Below are 23,513 nucleotides of genomic sequence, written 5' to 3' on the forward strand. Positions count from 1 at the left end.
TTTTCCGTATCCGCGCGGTGGCCCGCACGCCGACCGGAGCGGATCGACCGCCTACGGTCCGGGTTATCGCAGCTTCATGAACGCCGCGACCGCATTGCGGACGCTGTCGGTGAAGCGATCATAGATCATCCGCGACAGCTCGGCGATGACCGGCTGACGATCGCGTCCCCCGCGCGCGAACACGGCGATCGCCACGCGGCGGCCGTCGGGCATGGTGATGAACCCGACATCGTTCGAAATGCCGTCCAGCGTCCCCGTCTTGTCCTCCACCAGCGTTCCGGCGGGCAGCAGCGCGCGGATACGGCGGGTGCCCGTCCGGCATTGCCGCATCAGGCCAAGCAGGAAGGCACGGCTCTGCGGCGCGAGGACCGAGCCGCTGTCGAGCCGTTTCAGCAGGGTGACCATGGCGACCGGCGTCGCGACGTCCTTGATGTCCGCCAGATGGCCGCGTTCGCGGAGGAGCTGGGCGATCGTCCGGTCGACCCGGATGCCGGTGATGTTCTGGGTCCATAGCCATTGCTGGACCTTGGCAGGGCCGCCGACGGCCGCGAACAGCTGGTCGGCCGCCAGATTGTCGCTGCGCACGATCATCGCCTCCATCGCCTTCGCGGCGGTGCGGCCATGGATCATGTCGCCCAGGCTCCGCCGCCCCTGGTCGACCTCGGTCAGATAGGCGGCCGCGATGGCGAGCTTCACCGTGCTCGCCATCGGGAAGGGGATCGTGCCGTTCACGCTGGCGGTATAGCCGTCGCGCAGATCGATCGCGGCGATGCCATATTCCCCCGAACGCCCGGCCAGCAGCGCGTTCATCTCGCGCTGAAGCTCGACCAGTTCGGACGTCGGGGTGACCGCCGATGCCGGGTTCGTGAAACTCGCCGCCATACCCGTCAGAAAAAGACGGAAAAGCAGGGCTACTCGCATCAACCTTCCTCGATCACGGCATGGGATAATGGATCGACGCTAGCCGCAAAAACCGGACGCGTCGCGTGGAATATGACGGTCATGAGACCAGGCGATTTTTTCGGGCGGCACACCGTCATGCCGCCCGGCACCGGCCTATCCGGCGGTCGTCCCGGTCTGCGCCTGCTCCGGGGTGTCGGCGTCCAGGCCCAGGTCCTTGAGCAACGGGCCGACCTGCGGGTCCGCGCCGTTGAAGGCCCGGAACATCGGCGCATAATCCTCGGTATGCCCCTTCGACAGGATCATGTCGCGGAACCGCTGGCCGTTGGCACGGGTCATGCCGCCATGGCGTTCGAACCAGTTGAACGCATTGGCGCTCAGCATCTTGGTCCAGCTATAGGCGTAATAGCCCGCCGAATAGCCGTTCGACCATATGTGAAGGAAATAGCTGGAGCGATAGCGCGGCGGCACCTCGGCAATGTCCAGCCCGGTCGCGGCCAGCGCCTTGTCCTCAAAGGCATCGGCATCCTGCCGCCCCTGCGCCGCCGTCAGCGAATGCCAGCTCATGTCCAGCTCGGCCGCGGCCAGCGCCTCGCCGAAGGAATAGCCCGAATTGAAGGTGCTGGCCCGCTTGATCTTGTCGACCAACGCCTGCGGGATGGGCTTTCCGTCCTTGTAGTTCACCGCGTAGTGCGACAGCACCTTGGGATCGAGCGCCCAATGCTCGTTGAACTGCGACGGGAACTCCACGAAGTCGCGGGCGGTATTCGTGCCCGATACCGAGGGATAGACCTGGTTCGCGAACAGGCCGTGCAGCGCATGGCCGAATTCGTGGAACATGGTCACGACATCGTCGAAGCTGATCAGGGCGGGCTGACCGGCGGCGGGCTTGGTGAAGTTCGCGACGTTATAGATGACCGGCTTGGTCCCGATCAGCTCCGACTGGTTGACGAAGTTCGACATCCACGCGCCGCCATTCTTGTTGTCGCGCTTCCAATAGTCGAAATACATCAGGCCCAGCATGGCGCCGTTCGCTTCGTCCACCTCATAGACCATCACGTCGGGCTGATAGACGGGAATGTCGGTGCGGCGCTTGAAGGTCAGGCCGTACAGCTCGTGCGCGGCATAGAAGACACCGTCGGTCAGGACCTTGTTGATCTCGAAATAGGGTTTCAGCTCATCCTGGTTCAGATCATATTTCGCCTTGCGAACCTGCTCCGAATAGAAATCCCAGTCCCAGGGCTTCAGCTCGAAATCGCCGCCGGTCGCCTTGATCCGCGCCTGCAATTCCGCCGCCTCGCGATGCTGCTCGACGGCGACGGGCTTGCCCAGCCGCTGCATGAAGGCGAGCGCGGTCTGCGGATTCTTGGCCATCTGGTCCTGCAGCACGTAATCGGCCCAGGTGGGGAAGCCGAGCAGCTTGGCCTTTTGCGCCCGGAGCAGGGCGATCTGCGCGATCGTGTCGCGGGTGTCGTTGGCGTCGCCCTTCTCCGCACGCGTCCAGCTCGCCCGGAACAGCGCCTCGCGCGTGGCGCGATCGGTCAGGCTGGCAAGCTCGGGCTGCTGGGTGGTGTTCTGCAGGGTCAGCACATATTTGCCGACCAGCCCCCGCGCCTTGGCCGCATCGGCCGCCGCCGCGATCTCCGCCTCGGACAGTCCGGCCAGCTTGGCGCGGTCCTCGACGACCAGCGCACCCGCCTTGGTCGCGGCGAGCAGCTTCTGCTGGAACGCGGTCTCCAGCGTCGACAGTTGCGCGTTATACTGGCTCAGCGTGACCTTGTCGGCCGGGGACAGCAGCGCGCCCGCGCGCACCATGTTCTGATAGGTGAGCGTCAGCACCTGAAGCTGCTCGGGCGTCAGGCCCAGCGACTGGCGCTTGTCGTACAGCATCCTGACGCGGGCGAACAGCGCGGGGTCCAGGTTGATCGCATCCTGATGCGCGGCGAAGGCCGGGGCCAGATCGGCCTCGGTCTTTTGCAGGACATCGTCGGTATTGGCACCGACCACACCCTCGAAAGCCAGGCTAGCACGTTCCAGCAACCGGCCCGACCGTTCGAGCGCGGCGATCGTATTGTCGAACGTCGGCGCGCTGCGCGCATTGGCGATCGCCCGCACCTCGGCCCGTTGCTGCGCCATCCCCGCCAGCAGGGCGGGCGCATAGTCGCTGCTCTTGATCCGATCGAAGGGCGGCGCCCCCAGCGGCAGCGTGCTGGCCGCGGCAAAGGGATTGGACGCGGGCAGAGACGCAGCATTTGCACCGGCCGGGGCGGACGCCGGGGTCTGGGCAATCGCGGTGGTCGACATCAGCAGGATCGTGGCAGTCGCGGCGAACAGGCGCATGGGGGCTCCATCAACTAGCGAATGGCCCGTGCCATGCTCCTGCGAAGCCTGCGGATCAAGAGCAGGGGCCGGACGGTCAGCATGGGCGGAGGGGAGATGCGCGGTGCGCCCGCCTGCCGTTACGCGCGGCCGCCTGCCGATCGTCGCGTCGTCGCCTTAGGGTCGATCGACATTCACGATTGCTTCTTCTTCCCCTCTCCCCTGGAAAGGGGAGAGGGTTAGCGAAGCTTGCCAGCTTGCTGGCTAGCGCAGCTTGGGTGAGGGGTCGAGCGAGCCCAAAGGCTCGCGCGCTCGCGAAGCGAGCGCCCACCCCTCACCCAGCTCCGACTAAGCCTTTGCTACGCAAAGGCCAAGTCTGCGCAACCCTCTCCCCTCTGCGAGGGGCGAGGGACGGAAAGGCATGGCTTAATGTCGATCCGCCCTAGAGGCGGCGGGCATAGACGACATCGTCATAGACGGTGTCCCCGACCCGGAACTGGCGCGTGCCTGCCAGCGTGAAGCCTTCGCGCTCATAGAAGGCGCGGGCATTTTCGTTGATGCCGAGCACGCCCAGCAGCATCCGGCGTCGCCCGAGTGCGCGGGCATCGTCCAGCGCGCGGGCCATCAGCCTGTGGCCCAGCCCCGAACCGCGCGTCAGCGACAGCGCATAGATGCGGCGGAGTTCGATATCATCCTCGTCGGTCTCGACCGGCAGGTCGGGCGGGACGAGAAGCGTATAGCCGACGGGCGCCGCGCCATCGGGATGCTCTGCCAAAGTGACGACGCAGGCGTCGTCCGCGATCCAGCGATCGAACTTGGCGGGCGAGCTGTTGGTGGTGCAGTGATACACCATGTCGGGACCGGCAATGGTCCCGGCAAAGGTTTCGAGGAAGGTGGCGGCCGCGACGAGCGACAGCGCAGGCGCGTCGCCCGGCCCGGCCCATCGCAGCCGCCATTCCATCAGCCGACGATTTCTTCCGGCTTGAAGAAATACGCGATCTCGATCGCGGCATTCTCGTCCGAGTCCGAACCGTGGACGGTGTTGGCTTCGATCGACTCGGCCAGTTCCTTGCGGATCGTGCCCGGCTCGGCATTGGCGGGGTTGGTCGCGCCCATGATGTCGCGGTTGCGCTGCATGGCGTTCTCGCCCTCGAGCACCTGCACGACGACCGGACCCGAGATCATGAACTCGACCAGATCGTTGAAGAAGGGACGCTCCTTGTGGACCGCATAGAAGCCCTCGGCCTGCTCGCGGGTCATGTGGATGCGCTTCGAGGCGACGACGCGCAGACCGGCGTCCTCCAGCATCTTGGTGACGGCGCCGGTCAGGTTGCGGCGGGTCGCGTCGGGCTTGATGATCGAAAAGGTACGGTTCGCGGCCATGATGGTCACGCAGCTCCTGAATTAGGGTGTTGGCTGGAAGTGGCGTCGCCCTAGTCGCGGCGCGAAGGCAATGCAATGTCTTATGGCAACAAGCTGGTCCGCGCCGGGACGGGGAGGAATGTTACGCCGCCTGTTCCCAGCGGCCCTGGTCGTTCTGCTTCCAATAGCGCCGCTCGACGCCCTCGCGATCGGCGAGCGCCCGCCAGGCGGTGCGCGCCTCGGCGATCCGGTCGCCATCGAAGAAGTGGAAGGCGCGGTCGAAGTCCAGCGCTGCGTCGCGCCACACGCCGTCCGCCAGCGCGACATGCCGTGCGCCATTGGCGGGCTGTACCTCCCCCGAAATCAGGATCGGCTGGGCGGCATCGTCGCCCTCCCCCGCCTGGGCATGCGGCAGGAAGCCGTCCGCCGGAACCATCCAGAGCTGCCGATCGAGAGCGGCCCGCTGGTCGGCATCGCCGCTGACGATCAGCAGCCGCCCGCCCCCCGCCATCACCCGATCGGCGATGACGGGAAGCAGCCGGTCGAGCGGCGCCATGGTCAGATGATAGAAGTCGACCTGCATCGCGCCGCCCTGTGCCTTACGCCTCGAACCGGTCCGCGACGAACTGGTCGAGCAGGCGCACGCCGTATCCGGTCGCGCCCTTGTCGTGGTTGACGCCCGGCTTGTCCGACCAGACCATGCCCGCAATGTCGAGATGCGCCCAGGCGACGCCCTCGTTGATATAGCGCTTCAGGAACTGCGCCGCCGTGATCGAGCCGCCGCCGCGCGGACCGACATTCTTCATATCGGCGATCGGGCTGTCGATCAGCTTGTCATAGGCGTCGGACAGCGGGAAGCGCCACAGCTTCTCGTCGGTGGTCTTGCTCGCCGCGAGCAGCGCATCGGCCAGCGAATCGTCATTGGCGAACAGGCCGCCATGCTCATGGCCCAGGCTGATGATCATCGCGCCGGTCAGCGTGGCGAGATCGACGATGGTCGAGGGTGAATGGGTCTTCTGGACCCAGGTCAGCGCATCGCACAGGACCAGGCGGCCTTCCGCGTCGGTATTGATGACCTCGATCGTCTGGCCCGACATCGACGTGACGACGTCACCGGGGCGCTGCGCATTGCCGTCGGGCATGTTCTCGACCAGGCCCATGACGCCGACGACGTTCGCCTTGGCCTTGCGCGCGGCGATCGCCTTCATCGCGCCCGCGACCGCACCGGCGCCGCCCATGTCCCACTTCATGTCTTCCATGCCCGCGGCGGGCTTGATCGAGATGCCGCCGGTGTCGAAGGTCACGCCCTTGCCGACCAGCGCCAGCGTCTCGGCATCCGCCGCGCCGCCATTCCACTTCAGGACCAGCAGGCGCCCCTCGCGCACCGAACCCTGGCTGACGCCCAGCAGCGCGCCCATGCCCAGGTCGCGCATCTGCGCCTCGTCCAGCACGGTGACTTCCAGCCCCAGCCCCTCGACGTCGCGCAGCACGCGCTCGACGAAGCTCTCGGGATAGAGCTTGTTCGGCGGCTCCGAGACGAGCGTGCGGGTCAGCTCCAGCCCGCCATTGACCGCGTGGATGCGCGCATAGGCGGCTTCCGCCTCGGCGCCTGCCCCCACGATCGCGATGCGGGTCAGCACCGGCTTGGCGCTTTCGGGCAGCTTGGTGCGGTACACGTCATAGCGCCAGCCGCGCTGCACCGCCGCCCCGGCAAAGCCCGCCACGGCCTCGGCGGCGGGCTGGCCGTCCAGCCCGGTCAGGTCGACCGACGCCGACGATGCCGAGGTCAGCAGCTTGGCGGTCAGCGCGCCGCCCGCCTTGCGCCAGTCGGCCGCCGAACCCTCACCGATGCCGAGCAGGACGACCCGGCGCACCGCGCCGTCAACGGTCGCGAAGAATTCGGCGATCGTGCCCGCATCGCCCTTGAAACGCGCCGCCTCGATGGCCGCCTTGCCCAGTGCGCCCTGTTCCTCGCCGCCGAACTGCACCGTGTCGACCTTGCCCTTCGCGACGGGAAGGACGATGACATCGCCGGTTTCGACGGCGGAGGTAAACGCGATCTGCATGGGAAACCCCTGATGAACAAGTAACAGCGGCTATCATCTAGGCCTTGGAGCCGATGTGGCAAGCGCGCGATTGCAGCGGGCGGCCGGTGATGCGATAGGCGGGCCATTCGCGGCGTCGCCCTGCCGGGGGGAGGCTTTCATCATCATGTCGGCAAGGACGGACCTGGTATCATCGTGTTGCGATCGACGCTTCTGACCGGCAGCACCCTGCCCCTCGCCCTGTTGGCCGCGCTCGCTGCGACGCCTGCCGCCGCGCAGGATCTGCAGGATCGCCCCGTGGCACCGCCGCCCGCCGACGGCCCCGCTCCTGCGGACTCCAACCAGGTCCGCTTCAGCGCGGCGCAGCTGGAATATGACATCGACGCCGATATCGTGACGGCGACCGGCGATGTCCGCATGATCCGCGACGGCGAACGCCTGCGCGCGGACAAGGTGACGTGGAACCGCAAGTCCGGCAAGGTGCTCGCCACCGGCAATATCGCGATCACCAATCCCGAAGGCGACATCGCCTATGGCGACCAGATCGAGCTGACCGACTCGATGAAGGACGGCGTGGTCGACAATATGCTGGTCGTGCTCGAACAGGGCGGGCGCCTGGCGGCGGATCGCGGCACCCGCCAGACCGACGGCACCGTCAATCTCGAACATGCCGCCTATACGCCCTGCGCGGTCGAGACGTCCGAGGGCTGCCCCAAGGAGCCGTCGTGGAAGATCACGGCGGTCCGCGTCACCTATCGCCCGGACCGCGAGCGCGTCTATTTCAACGGCGCGCGGCTGAACCTGTTCGGCCTGCCCACCATCCCGCTGCCGCGCCTGTCCGCGCCGGTGGGGTCGGGCGGCGACAGCGGCTTCCTGACCCCCGACATCCGGCTCGACCGGGTCAACGGAATCGAGATCGCCGCGCCCTATTACTGGAAGCTCGCGCCCAACAAGGGGCTGACCGTCACGCCGCACGTCTTCACCGCCGTGCTGCCGATGATGGAGGCGGAATATGAGGCGCTGAACACGCTGGGCGCGTTCCGCCTGACCGGCTATGCTACCGCCAGCCGCCGCAGCGACGACCTGAACACCCTCAACCCGACCGACACGACCCAGGCGTTTCGCGGCTATCTCGACGGGATCGGCCGATACCAGTTTTCCCCCGAATGGAGCCTGTCGGGCTCGCTGCGGGTGACGACCGACCGCACCTTCCTGCGCCGTTACGATATTTCACGCGACGACCGGCTGCGCACCACCGCCAGCCTGGAGCGGATCGACGCCGACAGCTATTTCGCGATCAACGGCTGGTACGTGCAGACGCTGCGCGTCAACGACCCGCAGGGGCAACAGGCGATCGCCCTGCCCGAGATCGACTATCGCCGCCGCTTCAACGACGGCCTGCTGGGCGGCAAGTTCGAGATGCAGCTCAACACGCTGGCGATCAGCCGGACGGCGGGCCAGGACACGCAGCGCGCCTTTGCCAGCCTGCGCTGGGACCTGCGCCGCCTGACCAACTGGGGCCAGGAGGTGACGTTCACCGCCTATGCGCGCGGCGACGCCTATAATTCCAGCAACATCGCGACCACGCCGCTGGTCTATCAGGGACTGGACGGGTTCCAGGGGCGCGCGATCGGGGCGCTGGCGGTCGATGTCAAATGGCCCTTCGTCGGCGAGCTCTGGGGCGGCAGCCAGCGCTTCACCCCGCGCGTCCAGATCGTCGCCAGCCCGCCGATCCGCAATCTCGGCATCCCTAATGAGGACGCCCGCGCGGTCGATCTGGAGGATTCCAACCTCTTCGCGCTCAACCGCTTCCCCGGCTATGACCGGTTCGAAGATTCGACGCGCATCACCTACGGCGCGCAATGGGCGCTCACCCTGCCCGGCTTCACCCTCGACACGCTGGTGGGACAGAGCTTTCGCCTGAACGACCGGCAGACCATCCTCTATCCGGGCACCGGCCTGTCCGATCGCTGGTCGGACATTGTGGGGCGGACCGAGCTGCGCTTCCGCGACTTCGTCTCGCTGACCCACCGCTTCCGGCTGGACAAGGACAGTTTCGCGGTTCGCCGCAATGAGCTCGACGCGACGATCGGATCGCGCGCCACCTATTTCCAGGCGGGCTATCTGCGCCTGAACCGGCATATCTTCCCCTCAATCGAAGATTTGCAGGACCGCGAGGAAGTCCGGCTGGCAGGGCGCGTGCAGTTCGCCCGCTTCTGGTCGGCCTTTGGCTCGACGGTCATCGACCTGACCGACCGGTCGGAGGATTCTCTGTCGGTTGCCAATGGCTTCGATCCGATTCGTCACCGGCTGGGCGTGCAATATGAGGATGATTGCCTTCGCCTCGGCTTCACCTGGCGGCGCGATTATGTGAACACCGGCGATGCGCGGGCGGGCAACAGCTTTCTGTTGACGCTGGCCTTCACCAATCTCGGTCGCTAAGCCGACATTCAGCATGGTTGCCCCATACCCCCGCGGTTACGCGCCGAGAGCTGGCGCGATGAGGATCACAGACACGGTGAAGCACGACATTCGTTCCAAGGCCCGCTTCCTTCGCATCGGGGGCACGCTGATGCTCGCCGCCGTCGCCGCGGGCGCGCTGGCGCAGACGGTTCCGGATCAGGCCGTGCCCGACACGGGCGGGCTCAACATCCCCTCGAATCTTCAGCTGTTCGGCAAGCTGGACCCCAATATCCGCAAGCCGACCGCGATCGTGAACGACACGGTGCTGACCGGCACCGACCTCGACCAGCGCATGGCGCTGGCGCTGGCGCTGAACAACGTCACCAACCTGTCGGCGGAGGACCGCGACCGGCTACGCATGCAGATCCTGCGCCAGCTGATCGACGAGACGTTGCAGATCCAGGAGGCGAAGACCGCCGACATCACGGTCACGCCCGACGAGATCAACCAGGCCTATGCCCGCTTCTCGCAGCAGTTCGGCAAGACGCCCAGCCAGATGAACGCGTTCCTGCGCCAGGTCGGCTCGTCGGAAAAGTCGATGCGCCGCCAGATCGAGGGCGAGCTGGCCTGGAGCCGCTATCTGCGCCGCAAGGTCGAGCCGACCGTCAATGTCGGCGACGAAGAGGTGAACGCGATCCGCGCCCGCCTGGAAGCCGCCAAGGGCACTGAGGAATATAACCTCAAGGAAATCTTCCTGTCCGCCAACGAGGCGACCGCGCAGCAGGTGTTCGCCAATGCGCGACAGATCATCGCCGAGATCCAGAAGGGGCAGCAGCCCTTCGAATATTTCGCGCGCAGCTTCTCCGAGGCGTCGACCCGCGCGGTGAACGGCGATCTGGGCTGGGTCCGTTCTGCGCAGCTGCCGCCCGAGCTCCAGGCGGCGGTGGGCCAGATGCAGGTCGGCCAGGTCGCCGGACCGATCCAGATCCCCGGTGGCTTCTCGATCCTGTATCTGACCGACAAGCGCCAGGTGCTGACCGCCGATCCGCGCGATTCGCGGCTGTCGCTCAAGCAGCTGACCGTCAAGTTCCCGGCGGGCACCACCCAGGCGCAGGCGAGCGCCCGCGCGGCGGAATTCGCCAAGGCAACCCAGGCGATCCGCGGCTGCGGTGACGTGCAGCGCGTGGCGACCCAGCTGAAGGCCGAGGTGGTCGACAACGACCAGGTGACGATCCGCCAGCTGCCCGCGCCGCTCCAGGAAATCCTGCTGAAGCTCCAGATCGGCCAGGCGACCCCGCCCTTCGGCTCGCCGGAGCAGGGCGTCCGCTCGCTGGTGCTGTGCGACCGCGAAGAACCGCGCTCGGGCAATCTGCCGACCAACGACCAGTTGCAGAACCAGCTGGAGCAGCAGCGCGTGAACCTGCGCGCCAACCAGAAGATGCGCGACCTTCGCCGCGACGCGGTGATCGAATATCGGTGATGGGAGCGACGGCATGATCCGGCCTCTGGCGATTTCGATGGGCGACCCGGCCGGTATCGGTCCGGAGATCATCGCCAAGGCCTGGGCCGCGCGCGACGCGGCCGGTTTGCCGCCCTTCGTCGCGGTCGGCGATGCGCGCGCGATCGAGCGGGTCTGGGACGGGCCGACCCTGCGCGTCACCGACATGGCGGCGGCGGTCTCGGCGTTCGATACGGCGCTGCCCATCCTGTCGGTCGACGATGCGGGCGAGATCCATCCGGGCCGCCCGGATGTCGAAGGCGCACGCTGCGCGCTCCACGCGCTGGAGCTGGCGGTCGGCCTTGTCCGATCGGATGCCGCTGGCGCGCTGGTGACCGGGCCGGTCAGCAAGGCGCAGCTCTACGATATCGGCTTCACCCATCCGGGGCAGACCGAGTTCGTCGCCGAGCGTTGCGGCGTGGCGGGCGCCAATGCCGTCATGATGCTGGCGGGGCCGTCGCTGCGCGTGGTGCCGATCACCACCCATGTGCCGCTCGCGGCGGTATCGGGGCTGTTGTCGGTCGAGCTGATCGTCGCCAAGGGCCGCGCCACCGCGCGCGGGCTGTGCCGTAATTTCGGCATCACCGCCCCCCGCCTGGCCTTTGCCGGGCTGAACCCGCATGCGGGCGAAGGCGGCGCGATCGGGCGCGAGGAGATCGAGCTGATCGAACCGGCCATCGCGCAATTGCGGGCCGAGGGGATCGACGCGACCGGCCCCTTCGCCGCCGACACGCTGTTCCACCCCCGCGCGCGCACCGCCTATGATGCGGTGCTGTGCTGCTATCACGATCAGGCGCTGGTGCCGCTCAAGACGCTGCATTTCGACGAGGGGGTCAACATCACGCTGGGACTGCCGATCGTGCGGACCTCGCCCGACCACGGCACTGCCTTTGGCATTGCCGGGCAGGATCGGGCGCATCCCGGCGCGATGATCGCCGCGATCGCCATGGCGGGCGATGCGGCGCGACGCCGGGCCGAGGCCGCGGCCTGACCGCATGACCCCGATCACGCCCCTGCCGCCGTTGCGCGATGTCATCGCGCGCCATGGCCTGTCCGCCGCCAAGTCCCTCGGCCAGAATTTCCTGTTCGACGGCCAGCTGCTCGCGCGGATCGCCGCGATCCCCGGCGACCTGACCGACCAGGAGGTGCTGGAGATCGGCCCCGGCCCCGGCGGCCTGACCCGTGCGCTCCTGATGGCGGGCGCGCGCGTCACCGCGATCGAGCGCGACCGTCGCTGCATCCCCGCGCTCGCCGAACTGTCCGAGGCCTTTCCCGACCGGCTGAAGGTCATTGAGGGCGACGCGCTGCGCATCAACGCGCCCGAACTGTTCGAGAGCAAGCCGCACATCGTCTCGAACCTGCCCTATAATGTCGGCACGCCGCTGCTGGTCGGCTGGCTGTCGGGAGCATGGCTGCCCTGGTGGCAGTCCTGCACGCTGATGTTCCAGAAGGAAGTGGCCGAGCGGATCGTCGCCGGTCCCGACCAGTCCGCCTATGGCCGCCTGGCCGTGCTGACCCAGTGGCGCAGCGATTCGCGGATCGCGATGCCGGTCCATCGATCCGCCTTCACCCCGCCGCCCAAGGTCATGTCGGCGGTCGTCCACATCACCCCGAAAGAGGCGCCCGAGGGGGTCAGCTTCCGCACGCTCGAACGGCTGACCGCCGCCGCCTTCGGCCAGCGTCGCAAGATGCTGCGCCAGAGCCTGAAGCCGGTGGCGGGCGCGACCGAAGCGATGGAGGCGGTGGGCATCGACCCGGCCCGCCGCGCCGAGACGCTGTCCGTGGCCGAATTCGTCGCCCTGGCCCGCGCGCTGGGGTGAAGGATTAGGTGTTTAGTCCCGGGGAGTGGCGGTACGGATCGATTTTGAATCGGCTCGGGTTTTCTGTCCAGATGCGTGTGACATATTCGTAGGGTGTGAGGCCGCGGAGCGTCTTCAACCGGCGGGCATGGTTGTAGGCGTCGATGAACAGCTGGAGGTGCTGTCGAAGCTGGTCATGGCTGTCGTAGTGATAGCGTTTGACCGTTGCGTCCTCGATGGTGCGGTTCATCCGTTCGACCTGGCCGTTGGTCCAGGGATGGTTCGGCTTGGTGAGCCGATGCTCGATCTCATGCCGCCAGCAGGCGCGATCGAAGGGATGGCCGCGCAGGCGTGCCGTGGGTCCGTCACGGTTCTTCGGCAGGTCTGCGAACTGGATGCCGTTGTCGGTCAGCACGGTGTGGATGTCATAGGGCACCGCCTCGACCAGCTCGTCGAGGAAGGCGACGGCTCCGGCAACGTTGGCCTTGTCCTTGAGCCTGGCAAAAGCGAGCTTCGAAGTCCGGTCGATGGCGACGAACAGGTAGAGCTTGCCTTCCCCGGTGCGGACCTCTGCGATGTCGATGTCGATGTGGAAGTAGCCGATCGGGTAGGCCTTGAACTTCTGCCTGGCTGGTTGATCGCCATCCACCTCGGGCAACCGGCTGATCCCATGCCGCTGCAGGCAACGGTGTAGAGCGGAGCGGGTCAGGTGCGGGATCGTCGGCTGGAGGCCGTAGAGACAGTCCCCCGCCTACGCGGGGGCAGGCTAACGGCAGCAGTGTGTGGCGCCGGAACGCCACGATCATCGCTTCCTCCTCGATCGTGAGGACGGTGGAATGAATGGCCTTCGGCCCCATCGGGGCATCGCTGACGCTCGCTCTCTTGCGCCACTTCTGCACGGTGGTCGGGCTAGAGCGTTTTCCGGCCGACCTGAGTCGACGGGGGATTCCCATGGCCGAGCTGATCTGATTCACGGTGCTGGCTGGATGGAGGCCGGCATTGATGGGCAAGCCGTTGTCGATGGATCTACGATCGCGAGCGCTGGCCGCGGTTGACGAGGGGATGAGTTGCCGGGCTGCGGCGGTGCGGTTCGGTGTGGCGGCCGCGACGGTGATCCGGTGGCACGACCAGCGCCGCAGCACGGGCACCTATGCCGCCAAGCCGCAGGGCGGGGACACGCGGTCGCGGCGGATCGAAGCGCATGCGCCCACGATCCTGGCGCTGCACGAAGCGCGTCGCGACATCACGCTGGACGAGTTGCGTCGCGAGCTGGGTCAGGCGGGCGTGACGGTGGCGATCTCGACGCTGCACCGCTTCTTTGCCCGTCACGGGATCACGCGCAAAAAAAGACCGGGCATGCGATCGAGCAGGATCGCGCCGACGTCCTGAGTGCGCGTGAGGACTGGTTTGATGGCCAGCTCGACCTCGACCCTGCGCGGCTCGTCTTCGTCGACGAGACCTGGACGGCGACCAATATGACCCGCAGCCACGGCCGCTGCCGGCGGGGCGAGCGGCTGCGGATGGGTTAACGTCCGGATCCGGGAACCAGACGCGCTGCGCTACACCATTGCCGGCTTGGCCGCGGTGCTGGCCGGGATCGGGGTCGCCAATGCGCTGCGCGTTCCGCCGATCAAGGACGTGACGGTGGCGATCCGCGACCTTCCGCCATCCTTCGACGGATATCGGGTCGTCCAACTTACTGACTTGCATATCAGCCGCCTCTTCACGTCCCGTTGGGCGCAGGCAGTCGTCGATCGCACCAATGCCTCCGGCGCCGACCTGATCGTGGTGACCGGCGACTTCATCGACGGGTCGGTCTGAGCTGGCCCCCATTTCGACCGGACGGATTCAAGCCTAAGAAGGAGGCTTGGGGCTATCCCCTAAGCATAGGCTTATGTCCGTGTCCGAAATCATCACCGACGGCGGTCGTCGCCGTCACTGGAGCACGCCTGAGAAGCTGAGGATCGTCGAGGAGACGCTCGATGGTCGCGAGAGCATATCGGTGGTGGCACGCCGCAACGGCGTGGCGCCGAACCTGCTGTACCGCTGGCGGCGGCTGATGCTGGAGGGCGGGAGCGTCGCGGTCGCCGGCGACGACGACGTGACCAGCAATCGCCAGGTCCGCGAGATGGAGACCCGCATCCGCGAACTGGAGCGCCAGCTCGGCCGCAAGACGCTGGAGGTCGAGATCCTGAAGGAGGCGCTGGAGCGCTCGCGCCCAAAAAAAGCGAGCTTGCTCATGCACTCGCCGTTGCCGGAGACTATCCGGTGAGCCTGGTCGCCAAGACGCTCGGGGTCGGGCGCTCGACGGTGTACGACCGCCTGACCGGCCGCACCCGGACGCGCGGGCCGTACGCCAAGGCCGACGACGCGGACCTGCTGCCCCGCATACGCCAGATCGCCGCGCAGCGGCCCACCTACGGCTACCGCCGCATCGCGGCGGTCCTCAATCGACAGCAACGCGCCGAAGGACTGGCGCCGGTCAACCACAAGCGCGTCTACCGCATCATGGCAGCGGACCGCCTGCTGCTGGCGCGGCGCTACACCGAGCGGGCCGACTATGGCCATGACGGCGTCGTGGTGGCGATCCGCTCGAACCTGCGCTGGTGCTCGGACGGCTTCGAGTTCACCTGCTGGAACGGCGAGGTCGTGCGCGGCGCCTTCATCATCGACGCCCATGACCGCGAGATCATCGCCTGGCGCGCGATCGCCAATGCGGGCATCAGCGGCTCGGACGTGCGCGACATCATGCTGGAAGCCGTGGAAACCCGCTTCGGCGGTATGCGCGCGCCCGTGCCGGTCGAGATGCTGTCCGATAACGGCTCGGCCTATACTGCCCGCGAAACACGCACCTTTGCCCGGCAGCTGGGCCTCAAACCCTGCTTCACGCCCGTTCGCAGCCCGCAGTCCAACGGCATCTCGGAGGCCTTCGTTCATACCCTCAAGCGCGATTACGTCCGCGTCTCGCCGCTGCCTGATGCTCCCACCGCGTTGACATCGCTTGCCGGATGGATCGAGGACTACAACGACAACCACCCCCATTCAGGGCTCAAAATGCGTTCACCGCGCGAACATCGCGCACTGGTTTCTGCAACCGCCTGAATCCGTCCGGTGAAACGGGGGCCAGATCACGGTCGAAATGCGTCGCCATGACGTAGCGCCACTACAGCAGCTGCGTGCGCCGAACGGGGTCTATGCCATCCCGGGCAACCACGAATATTTCTTCGATTACGGCGCGTGGATGCGGTGCCTCTCGGGCATGGGTTTCCGCATGTTGCCCAATGCGCATGCGGTGATCGAACGCGGCGTTGACCAGTGGTCGTTGCCGGTGTCACCGACCTGTCGGCACCAAGCGTCGGCGAGTCGCTTCGCCAAGCGGGTGGTTGACTCGGAATAGATGCGCCTCGCCAGTGCGCCGCGGCAGCTCGTACAGGCCGGTCGGGACGTTCGCGCCATTCACCCAAGCCGGCAGGGCGTTGAGGCGGAAGGACGAAGAGTCGAGGAAATCGGCGGCATCACGAAGCTCATGCCCGGCAAGCCTCATCAGCTGGCGCTCGAAGGCATCGAGATACTGGTTTGTATCGGCGTTGCGCAGCTTCAGCTTTTCGCGGACCTCATCCGCTTCGGCCAATCGCTCGATCGCGGCGCGAGGTACGCCCGCGCGGCGCCATACCTCCTCGACGGACTGGAAGGGCACGTCCCCCCGCGCCGCGACGATCGCCGCGCCGTGCGCATTGGCGAGCCCACGCACCTGACGCAGCCCCAACCGCACGGCGAGATAGCGGCCGCGCGACGGCTCCAGCGTACAGTCCCAGCGGCTCGCGTTGATGCAGGCTGGCCGTACCTCCACGCCGTGCTCGCGTGCGTCGCGGACGACCTGCGCGGGTGCGTAAAAGCCCATCGGCTGCGCGTTGAGCAATGCCGCACAGAAGACGTCGGGATGATGGTGCTTCATCCAGCAGCTGGCATAGGCGATCTTGGCGAAGCTGGCCGCATGGCTCTCGGGGAAGCCATAGGAGCCGAAGCCCTCAATCTGCTTGAAGGTCCGCTCGGCGAAGTCGCGGGGATAGCCGCGCGACACCATACCCTCGACCAGCTTGTCGTAGAAGTGGCTGACCCCGCCGGTAAACTTGAACGTCGCCATGGCGCGGCGGAGCTGGTCGGCCTCGACCGCAGTGAAGCCTGCGCCGACGATCGCGACCTTCATCGCCTGTTCCTGGAACAGCGGCACGCCGAGCGTCTTCTCCAGCACCGCGCGCAGTTCGGGGCGTGGATAGTCGGGCTTCTCACGCCCCTCGCGGCGGCGCAGATAGGGGTGGACCATGTCGCCCTGGATCGGGCCGGGGCGGACGATCGCGACTTCAATGACCAAGTTGTAGAAACGCGCGGGCTTCATGCGAGGCAGCATGCTCATCTGCGCTCTGGACTCGATCTGGAAGGTGCCGAGCGTGTCGGCCTTCTGGATCATGGCATAGACGTTCGGATCGTCGTCCTGCAGGTCGGCCATGCCGACGCGCAGGCCCTTGGCTTCCTCCAGCAGGTTGAAGACGCGGTTCATACAGCCGAGCATGCCCAAGCCCAGCACATCGACTTTCATGAACTTCAGCGCATCGATATCGTCCTTGTCCCATTCGATCACCTGCCGGTCGACCATCGCGGCGGGCTCGATGGGCACAAGATCGTCGAGCCGGTCATGGGTCAGCACGAAGCCGCCGGGATGTTGTGACAAATGGCGGGGCACGCCGATTAGCTGGCGGGACAACTCCAGCGCGAGGCGCAACCGCCGGTCGTTCATGTTGAGGCCGAGCTGAGTTACCTGTTTCTCGCCGACGCCCTCCTGGCTCCAGCCCCAGATGAGGCCGGCAAGCGCCTTGGTCAAATCCTCGGGCAGGCCCAGCGCCTTGCCGACCTCACGCACCGCTCCGCGGGCGCGGTAGCGGGTGACGACCGCGGTTAGCGCGGCATGGTTGCGCCCATAGGTGTCATAGATCCACTGGATGATCTCCTCGCGCCGTTCATGCTCGAAATCGACGTCGATGTCGGGCGGTTCGCGGCGTTCGCCGGAGACGAAGCGCTCGAACAGCAGCTCATGCTTGATCGGGTCGATGCTGGTGATACCGAGCACGAAGCAGACGCAGCTGTTGGCGGCCGATCCGCGCCCCTGACACAGGATGCCGCGCCGCCGGCTTTCCGCAACGATGCTGTTCACGGTGAGGAAGTAGGGCGCGTAACCCAGTTCGCCGATCAGCTTCAGTTCGTGCGCGATCTGGTCGCGATAGGCTTTCGGAAGTCCGTCAGGGAACATCCGCGCCGCGGCGGTTTCGGTCAACTGTTCGAGCGCGCCTTGCGCGGTCAGCCCCTCGACGACGCGTTCATGCGGATACTGGTAGCTTAGTTCGCCGAGGTCGAAGGTGCAGGCGCGCGCGATCGCGGCGGTGGCGGCGATCGCATCTGGCGAGGCGGCGAAGCGCCGCTCCATCTCGGCTGGGGATTTAAGGTGCCTGTCGGCATGCCGCTCGCGCCGGTAGCCGAGTGTATCGACCGTGCACTTCTCGCGGATCGCGGTGACGACGTCCTGCAACAGCCGGGCTCGGGGGCATGGTAGAGGATGTCGCCGAGAGCGACGGCGCCGCGCCGCTCGAACCGGACCGTGACCGGGATGGCCGTCCCGGCAGCTGGCAGGCGCATCATGCGGCAGAGCAGCCGCGCCAGTGGGTTGGGGCTTGCCTCGACCTGCGCCACGCCGCTCCAGTGTTGGTCGATCCGGCTGTCGTGCGCGTCGCGCACAACGGGTGGTAGGTCATCGATTGTGCTGCCGAGGAGACGACGGAACAGGGGCGGAACAGGGGCTGGGTCACCACCCGAACTCCGGTTTGGTCACCATCAGCCAGAAGATAACGATCACCCCGATAAACGCCGGCCAGCCGAGCAGGAACCACATGCGCGACAGCTGGAAATAGTGCGCCGGCAGCGGCATCTCCGCCGGGGTGGCATCGGCGATCCGGCGCATCCGGATCTGGATGCCAACTACCGGCAACCAGCAGGCTCCAACTATAAGATAGAGCGCGATCGACGCCGCGAGCCAGCCGGTCGTCAGCGGAAAGCCCGCAAGTTGCGCCAGCCACACCCCGGTCACCGGCTGAACGATGACGGCGGGAGTCGTGAACAGCCAGTCGGCGAGGACGACGTTGCGATTGACCACCCGTCGCGCGCCCGCGTTGCCGGAGCGGTTCGCCATCCAGCTGTGGAAGGCGGTGCCGAGCCCGGTCCCAAACAGCAGGGTCGAGCTGAGGATATGGACGGTTTTCAGCAGCAAATAATCAGCCATGACGGGTCTCCAGCGCGTTGACGGCAAGCGACAGGGCGAGGACGGCGATATTCTTGACGAGCGGGCCGAAGGGATCGGCCCACAGTTCGGGCGCGATATGGGTCAGGATCAGCGTATAGATCGTCATCAGTCCGATACCGGCGAGCGCCGCGCCACGGACGTGCAGGAGGAGTGTGGCTCCGATGGCGATGTCGGCCAGCGCGCTGGCCCATAACGCCGTCGTTGCCATGCCGCCTGACAGGCCGACCCGTGCCAGCCACGCCAGGTTCGTCGCCGCCGGGGTGACGAACAACGGTATCGCTCCCCCGGCGAACCAGACCAGCGCGAGCGCGGTGCCCAGGGCCGGCGCGACAGGGGCGAGCCGTGCCGTCCGCAGATCGGCGCCATTCGCCGGGCGCCGGGCCAAGGCCTGGGCGATCGTTGCCGGTCGAAAGCCGGTCATGGCTATCAGCTGCTCGACGGGCGCTGTGTTTCCAGCCGCCAGCATCGCCATGCCTTCGCGCGTCACCGGCCCGATGCCGAGGCGAGCGGCCCCTGCAATCAGCCAGCGCGGCATCGTGACGCGTATTGTGTCCGGGAGGCCTAGCCAGTTGCGGAGGATCGTCACCAGCGCCGCCGTGCTCATTGCCTCCGGCCCGACGGCGTCGATCCGGACGGCCAGCGGCAACGGAGCGCGAAGCAGGCGAACCAGTATCTCGACCAGATCGTCGACGTGGATAGGCTGAACCAAGCCATCGACGCGGCCGAGGTCCAGCGCGACCGGGAGCGCGGCGAGCGTGGTGAACAGTGCGTTGCTCTGCCCGCCATGGCCGATAACGAGCGACGGCCGGACGATCGCCCAGCCCATCGCATCCCCCATCCCCGCCAGATGATCGTCGGCAGCGGCCTTGCTGCGGTGATAGGCGCTGGCGGCAGCGGTTGCCGCGCCCAGTGCGGAAATCTGGATCACGCGGCCGACTCCGGCGGCGCGGCAGGCGTCGAACAACGCGATCGGCCCGTCGGAATGGACGTTCGCATAGCCCCGATCGTCACCGAACAGCCCGGCGCAGTTCACCACCGCATCGACGCCCGCCAACCGCTCGTACCAGTCCTCCGCACGGTCGGCGGCAAGGTCACAGCGGATTGCTACTGCGCCCGGCAGGCACCGCCTCAAGTGATCCGGCGCGCGACCGGCGGCGGTGACACAGACGCCCTCCGCCACCAGCCGGGCGGCAAGGTGCCGCCCGATAAAGCCGCTCGCGCCCACGATCAGGACATGCATGAACTTTTGCTCCCGTCAGGCGTCGGCGCGGGGGCTGCGGCTCCACACCGCCATGCCCATGCCGGCCAGCGCCATCAGGATGCCGAGCAGCGCGCTCGTCATCGTACCCTGCACCAGCTGTGTCGGCTCGGTGGCGACGCCGCGCCAGGACACGAACAGCATCGGCGTCACAACCATCATCACGGTCGACCACACCGTCCAGAAGCGTGACCGCTCCTCGGTTCCGCAGAGCTCGGCAAGCAGGATCGCCAGCGGGCGCCAGAGCACGACGGCGGCGAGCAACGAGATAAGCGCAGTCAGCGCATAGGTCAGCAGCAGAGCTGCGATCGGCAGCAACATGGTTCGGTCTCCCTTCAAGTGCCTGGCGACGATCGCCCGGCTTGGGAAAGGCGTTGCGAATGGCATGCCAATTGCCACGATCGACGGAAATCCGTGCTTTTCCGCCTGTCGGAATGGCCTGTGATGTTTACACCGTGAACGGAAGATGCTGCGATGCTGTCAACGATGGATATAGCTGTTGGCCTCTTCGCCTATATTGGTGCGCTCTCGCTGACCGCGATCGCCAGCATATTATTGGCGCTGTTCGTTGTGCTCCGTGCCAGGGCCGTGCCGGGATCGACGCTGCTGGCGGTGTTCCTGCTGGGTGTCGCCCTGTGGAGCGTCGCGCAGGTCCTGCCCGCCATTCTCGGCCCGGCCGCCCGGCCGGTGACGACCACGCTGATCGCATTGTCACCGCTGCCGGCTGCGGGGTTCATCCATCTGGCCTTCGCCTTCGCGCTATGCGGCGCGCTACGGCCCGTCGCCATCGCGGCCTATGCGACCGCAGCCTTAATGACGCTGATCGGGCTCATCTTCGGCGTCGGCAAGGTTGTCCCTTGGCATGACTTTCCGGGCATGTTTGTGCCCTCGACGATCGGCTGGTGCGCGCTGGCGGTCGCAGCCATACTGTCTATCGCCGGGCATCTGCGGCTGGCGCAGACCTGGCGCGAGCAGGACGGCCAGCACCGTAGGCAGGCGGGCGCTGTGTTCGTCTCCAGCCTGATCGGGCTCGTCGCGCTGACCGGCTTCGCCTTTCCGGCGCTGGGGATCGATGCCTATCCCTGGCCGGTCCTGCTGCTGCCCCTTTACTCGGTCGCCTTGGTCTATGGCATCGTGCGGCATCGGTTCATGGCCGCGGATGTTTGGGCGCGCCGGGGGCTGGTATGGCTATTACTCGTCGCCGGCGCGGGCGCGGCGAGCGCGCTGATCGCCTCGCTGCCGCTGGCGCTGGCGGGGCGTCCGGCGGGACTGTTCGCGACCTGGGCAGCGCTGGCGGCGACACTGGCGCTGGGGCTCGCGATCCTTGCGCCATTGAAGCGAATGGCTGACCGGATCGTCTTTCCGGGCGGGCGGATCAGCGAGGCGGACCTGGCCGAATGGCGGGACCAATTGGCGGAGCCGACCGACGAAGCGGCATTGGGCGAGACGGCGCGTTCGCTGCTTCGACAGCGCTTGAGCCTGCCGGCGGATGGCCCGACGTTGTCAGTCGACGGCGAGACGGTGAGCCTCACCGGCTGGGACGACGCGCCAATCGCCACGCGGCATGTCGCCGAGCGCTTCGCCGGACTGGTGACGGAGAGCGCCCGCCGCCTCACCGTCGCGCGCCAGATGGTTGAGGCGGAGCGGGAGGCGCGGCTGGCGGAACTCGGTACGCTGGCGGCGACGGTCGCGCACGACCTTCGCAATCCGCTCGGCATCGTACAGATGGCTGCTACCGGCGCGCCGCCCGAGATCCGCAGCGAGATCGGCGAGCAGGTGGCACGAATGAACCATCTCGTCACCGACATCCTCGATTATGCCCGCGCCTGGACGATCGTGCCACAGCCGCTAATCGTGGCGGACCTCGTCGCGTTCCTGCGCGTGGAGGCCCACGTCCCGGACAGCCTGATGGTGACGGCAGATCGCCACGCGCTGCTGCGCGCACTCACCAACCTCGTCGACAACGCCCGCGCGCTCGGTACCCGCGTCGCGCTCGTCGCGGAGGTCGGGCCGCCGGTTACCATCGACATCTGCGACGACGGTCCCGGTATCGCGCCCGAAATCTCGGACAGCCTGTTCCGCCCCTTCGTCTCCCGCCGCCCCGGCGGCACCGGCCTCGGCCTCGCCATCGTCCGGCGGATCATGGAGGCGCATGGCGGGACCGTCACGCTTGCCGAGCGGCCCGGCTGGTCGACCTGTTTCCGCCTCACCTTCGGAGCATCCCGATGATCCTGCTCGCCGATGACGAACCCGCCTTCCAGCGGCTGACCGGTGCATGGCTGCGTGGCCTTGGCCATGACGTGGAGGTCGTGGGCGATGGCGCCGCGGCGGTGGCGGCGTTCAGGGTCAAAGCCGCCGACCTCGTCCTGCTCGACCTCGCCATGCCGCCGCATCATGATCCCGAAGCGGGCCTTGCACTGATCCCTTCCTTCGCGCCGGCCGCCGTGGTGGTGATGACCGGCCATGCCGATCATGCGCTGGCACTGAAGGCGGTCGAGGCGGGGGCGTGGGACTTTCTCGCCAAGCCGGTCGATCCCGACATGCTGCGCGTCGTCGTCGCCCGTGCGCTGGAGCGGGCGCGGCTTGCGCGCGAGGTCGCCGCCCTGCGGGCGCAAGCCGGGGCCGAGGAGGATATGGGGCTCGTCGGCACCTCACCGGCGATGGCGGGGTTGCGCGACCTGATCCGCCGCGTGGCGCCGACCCGCCTCCCAGCGCTGGTGCTGGGGCCGAGCGGCACGGGCAAGGAACTGGTCGCGCGCGCGATCCATGCCGCCTCGCCCCGCGCCACCCGGCCGCTGGTGACGATCCATTGCGGCGCGGTGCCGGCTGAGTTACTGGAAAGCGAGCTGTTCGGGCATCTGAAGGGCAGCTTCACCGGCGCGACCGCCGACCGGCCCGGCCTGATCGAGACGGCGCATGGCGGCACGCTGTTCCTAGACGAGATCGGCGAGATGCCCGCCGCGATGCAGGTCAAGCTCCTGCGCTTCCTCAACGACGGCAGCTATCAGCCGGTCGGTGCCCGCGCTCCGCGCGAGGCCGATGTGCGCATTGTGGCTGCGACGCATCGCGACCTCGCCGCGGCCGTGGCGGAGGGCAGCTTCCGCGAGGACCTGTTCTATCGGCTGAAGGGCGTCGTGCTGCGCACGCCGTCGCTGGCCGAGCGTGCGACCGATGTACCGCTGCTCGCCAGATTGTTCCTGCAGCGGACGGCCCGAGGTCGGGCCAACTTCTCGCCGGACGCGCTGAATTGGTTGGCCGGCCGGGGATGGCGAGGCAACGTCCGCGAATTGCGCGCCGCCGTCGAATGCGCCACAGCACTGGCGATCCCGGGCGCGGCGGGCACCATCGTCACGGCCGCCGACCTCGCCTTCGCGGTCGGCGACGCTCCGTTGCCGGTGGAGAGCGTCGCCACCACCGCTCCCCAAAGTCTCGAAGAGGAAGTGGCCGCGCTGGAACATCGCCGCATCGTCGAGGCGCTCCAGCGCACCGGGCATAACCACACCCATACAGCGCGCGAACTGGGCCTGTCGCGCGTCGGCCTGCTCAAGAAGATGGATCGGATGGGGCTGCGCTGATTTCC

General features: G+C 67.2%; 17 protein-coding genes and 3 pseudogenes. 9 read left to right on the forward strand and 11 right to left on the reverse strand.

Annotated elements, in window-relative coordinates; translation table 11 throughout:
* Positions 1-63: 63 nt before the first annotated feature.
* The 6 genes from QE385_RS03575 to QE385_RS03600 form a co-directional block, all read right to left on the reverse strand.
* Positions 64-882, reverse strand: coding sequence for a serine hydrolase (locus tag QE385_RS03575; protein WP_307099155.1), 819 nt, complete (start codon positions 880-882; stop codon positions 64-66).
* A gap of 174 nt (positions 883-1,056) precedes the next feature.
* The gene (locus QE385_RS03580) at positions 1,057-3,240 is read right to left on the reverse strand and encodes a M3 family metallopeptidase (RefSeq protein ID WP_307099157.1); all 2,184 of its coding nucleotides are present in this window, start codon (positions 3,238-3,240) and stop codon (positions 1,057-1,059) included.
* Between the two features lie 421 nt (positions 3,241-3,661).
* Entirely contained in the window at positions 3,662-4,180 is a 519-nt protein-coding gene (locus QE385_RS03585; protein ID WP_307099159.1) for a GNAT family N-acetyltransferase, read from the reverse strand.
* Positions 4,180-4,602, reverse strand: a complete 423-nt coding sequence (gene ndk, locus QE385_RS03590; protein ID WP_307099160.1) for a nucleoside-diphosphate kinase — start codon at positions 4,600-4,602, stop codon at positions 4,180-4,182. Before ndk ends, QE385_RS03585 begins: the two co-directional genes overlap by 1 nt.
* Before the next feature lie 121 nt (positions 4,603-4,723).
* The gene (locus tag QE385_RS03595) at positions 4,724-5,164 is read right to left on the reverse strand and encodes a DNA polymerase III subunit chi (RefSeq protein ID WP_307099162.1); all 441 of its coding nucleotides are present in this window, start codon (positions 5,162-5,164) and stop codon (positions 4,724-4,726) included.
* Positions 5,165-5,180: 16 nt separating this feature from the next.
* The gene (locus tag QE385_RS03600) at positions 5,181-6,647 is read right to left on the reverse strand and encodes a leucyl aminopeptidase (protein ID WP_307099164.1); all 1,467 of its coding nucleotides are present in this window, start codon (positions 6,645-6,647) and stop codon (positions 5,181-5,183) included.
* A gap of 174 nt (positions 6,648-6,821) precedes the next feature.
* Here QE385_RS03600 and QE385_RS03605 point away from each other — a divergent pair, with 174 nt between their 5' ends.
* The 4 genes from QE385_RS03605 to rsmA are packed head-to-tail and all read left to right on the forward strand — an operon-like array spanning position 6,822 to position 12,347.
* Positions 6,822-9,068 carry an LPS-assembly protein LptD gene (locus tag QE385_RS03605; protein WP_307099166.1) on the forward strand — a complete coding sequence of 749 codons (2,247 nt, stop codon included), beginning with the start codon at positions 6,822-6,824 and terminating at the stop codon, positions 9,066-9,068.
* Between the two features lie 58 nt (positions 9,069-9,126).
* Positions 9,127-10,509: a peptidylprolyl isomerase gene (locus tag QE385_RS03610; RefSeq protein ID WP_307099168.1), complete on the forward strand. Its 1,383-nt coding sequence runs from the start codon at positions 9,127-9,129 to the stop codon at positions 10,507-10,509.
* 13 nt (positions 10,510-10,522) lie between these two features.
* The gene (pdxA, locus tag QE385_RS03615) at positions 10,523-11,518 is read left to right on the forward strand and encodes a 4-hydroxythreonine-4-phosphate dehydrogenase PdxA (protein ID WP_307099170.1); all 996 of its coding nucleotides are present in this window, start codon (positions 10,523-10,525) and stop codon (positions 11,516-11,518) included.
* A 4-nt stretch (positions 11,519-11,522) separates the two neighbouring features.
* Entirely contained in the window at positions 11,523-12,347 is an 825-nt protein-coding gene (gene rsmA, locus QE385_RS03620) for a 16S rRNA (adenine(1518)-N(6)/adenine(1519)-N(6))-dimethyltransferase RsmA (protein ID WP_307099173.1), read from the forward strand.
* A 4-nt stretch (positions 12,348-12,351) separates the two neighbouring features.
* Here rsmA and QE385_RS03625 read toward each other — a convergent pair.
* Positions 12,352-13,279: pseudogene (locus QE385_RS03625) on the reverse strand (IS481 family transposase).
* Between the two features lie 49 nt (positions 13,280-13,328).
* Between QE385_RS03625 and QE385_RS03630 the strand changes: the two are divergent.
* The 3 genes and pseudogenes from QE385_RS03630 to QE385_RS03640 form a co-directional block, all read left to right on the forward strand.
* Positions 13,329-13,852, forward strand: a pseudogene (locus QE385_RS03630) (helix-turn-helix domain-containing protein); the annotation flags it as partial.
* Between the two features lie 49 nt (positions 13,853-13,901).
* Complete coding sequence (locus tag QE385_RS03635; protein WP_307099175.1) at positions 13,902-14,147, forward strand: hypothetical protein; 246 nt, start codon at positions 13,902-13,904, stop codon at positions 14,145-14,147.
* A 73-nt stretch (positions 14,148-14,220) separates the two neighbouring features.
* A protein-coding gene (locus tag QE385_RS03640) for an IS3-like element ISGbe2 family transposase (protein ID WP_307098189.1) occupies positions 14,221-15,428 on the forward strand; the annotation gives its coding sequence in 2 pieces (ribosomal slippage) (positions 14,221-14,545 and positions 14,545-15,428; 1,209 coding nt in all).
* 361 nt (positions 15,429-15,789) lie between these two features.
* Here QE385_RS03640 and QE385_RS03645 read toward each other — a convergent pair.
* The 4 genes and pseudogenes from QE385_RS03645 to QE385_RS03665 form a co-directional block, all read right to left on the reverse strand.
* Positions 15,790-17,954: pseudogene (locus tag QE385_RS03645) on the reverse strand (error-prone DNA polymerase); the annotation flags it as partial.
* Between the two features lie 226 nt (positions 17,955-18,180).
* Positions 18,181-18,654, reverse strand: a complete 474-nt coding sequence (locus tag QE385_RS03655; protein WP_307099177.1) for a DUF2269 domain-containing protein — start codon at positions 18,652-18,654, stop codon at positions 18,181-18,183.
* The gene (locus QE385_RS03660; RefSeq protein ID WP_307099179.1) at positions 18,647-19,915 is read right to left on the reverse strand and encodes an SDR family oxidoreductase; all 1,269 of its coding nucleotides are present in this window, start codon (positions 19,913-19,915) and stop codon (positions 18,647-18,649) included. Before QE385_RS03660 ends, QE385_RS03655 begins: the two co-directional genes overlap by 8 nt.
* A 15-nt stretch (positions 19,916-19,930) precedes the next feature.
* Positions 19,931-20,254, reverse strand: a complete 324-nt coding sequence (locus tag QE385_RS03665; RefSeq protein WP_307099181.1) for a hypothetical protein — start codon at positions 20,252-20,254, stop codon at positions 19,931-19,933.
* Positions 20,255-20,407: 153 nt separating this feature from the next.
* Between QE385_RS03665 and QE385_RS03670 the strand changes: the two genes are divergently transcribed.
* Entirely contained in the window at positions 20,408-22,162 is a 1,755-nt protein-coding gene (locus QE385_RS03670; RefSeq protein WP_307099183.1) for a sensor histidine kinase, read from the forward strand.
* Positions 22,159-23,508 carry a sigma-54 dependent transcriptional regulator gene (locus QE385_RS03675; RefSeq protein WP_307099185.1) on the forward strand — a complete coding sequence of 450 codons (1,350 nt, stop codon included), beginning with the start codon at positions 22,159-22,161 and terminating at the stop codon, positions 23,506-23,508. The genes QE385_RS03670 and QE385_RS03675 overlap by 4 nt, the downstream gene beginning before the upstream one ends.
* The last annotated feature ends 5 nt before the right edge of the window (positions 23,509-23,513 follow it).

This window comes from Sphingomonas sp. SORGH_AS_0950, from assembly GCF_030818415.1.
Taxonomy (GTDB): Bacteria; Pseudomonadota; Alphaproteobacteria; order Sphingomonadales; family Sphingomonadaceae; genus Sphingomonas.

What these genes read in the sequence shown, in the direction of transcription:
- QE385_RS03575 (WP_307099155.1), bottom strand. Translation starts at nt 882, where the DNA reads ATGGCGGCGAGTTTCACGAACCCGGCATCGGCGGTCACCCCGACGTCC.
- QE385_RS03580 (WP_307099157.1), bottom strand. Translation starts at nt 3,240, where the DNA reads ATGCGCCTGTTCGCCGCGACTGCCACGATCCTGCTGATGTCGACCACC.
- QE385_RS03585 (WP_307099159.1), bottom strand. Translation starts at nt 4,180, where the DNA reads ATGGAATGGCGGCTGCGATGGGCCGGGCCGGGCGACGCGCCTGCGCTG.
- ndk (WP_307099160.1), bottom strand. Translation starts at nt 4,602, where the DNA reads ATGGCCGCGAACCGTACCTTTTCGATCATCAAGCCCGACGCGACCCGC.
- QE385_RS03595 (WP_307099162.1), bottom strand. Translation starts at nt 5,164, where the DNA reads ATGCAGGTCGACTTCTATCATCTGACCATGGCGCCGCTCGACCGGCTG.
- QE385_RS03600 (WP_307099164.1), bottom strand. Translation starts at nt 6,647, where the DNA reads ATGCAGATCGCGTTTACCTCCGCCGTCGAAACCGGCGATGTCATCGTC.
- QE385_RS03610 (WP_307099168.1), top strand. Translation starts at nt 9,127, where the DNA reads ATGAGGATCACAGACACGGTGAAGCACGACATTCGTTCCAAGGCCCGC.
- pdxA (WP_307099170.1), top strand. Translation starts at nt 10,523, where the DNA reads ATGATCCGGCCTCTGGCGATTTCGATGGGCGACCCGGCCGGTATCGGT.
- rsmA (WP_307099173.1), top strand. Translation starts at nt 11,523, where the DNA reads ATGACCCCGATCACGCCCCTGCCGCCGTTGCGCGATGTCATCGCGCGC.
- QE385_RS03655 (WP_307099177.1), bottom strand. Translation starts at nt 18,654, where the DNA reads ATGGCTGATTATTTGCTGCTGAAAACCGTCCATATCCTCAGCTCGACC.
- QE385_RS03660 (WP_307099179.1), bottom strand. Translation starts at nt 19,915, where the DNA reads ATGCATGTCCTGATCGTGGGCGCGAGCGGCTTTATCGGGCGGCACCTT.
- QE385_RS03665 (WP_307099181.1), bottom strand. Translation starts at nt 20,254, where the DNA reads ATGTTGCTGCCGATCGCAGCTCTGCTGCTGACCTATGCGCTGACTGCG.
- QE385_RS03670 (WP_307099183.1), top strand. Translation starts at nt 20,408, where the DNA reads ATGCTGTCAACGATGGATATAGCTGTTGGCCTCTTCGCCTATATTGGT.
- QE385_RS03675 (WP_307099185.1), top strand. Translation starts at nt 22,159, where the DNA reads ATGATCCTGCTCGCCGATGACGAACCCGCCTTCCAGCGGCTGACCGGT.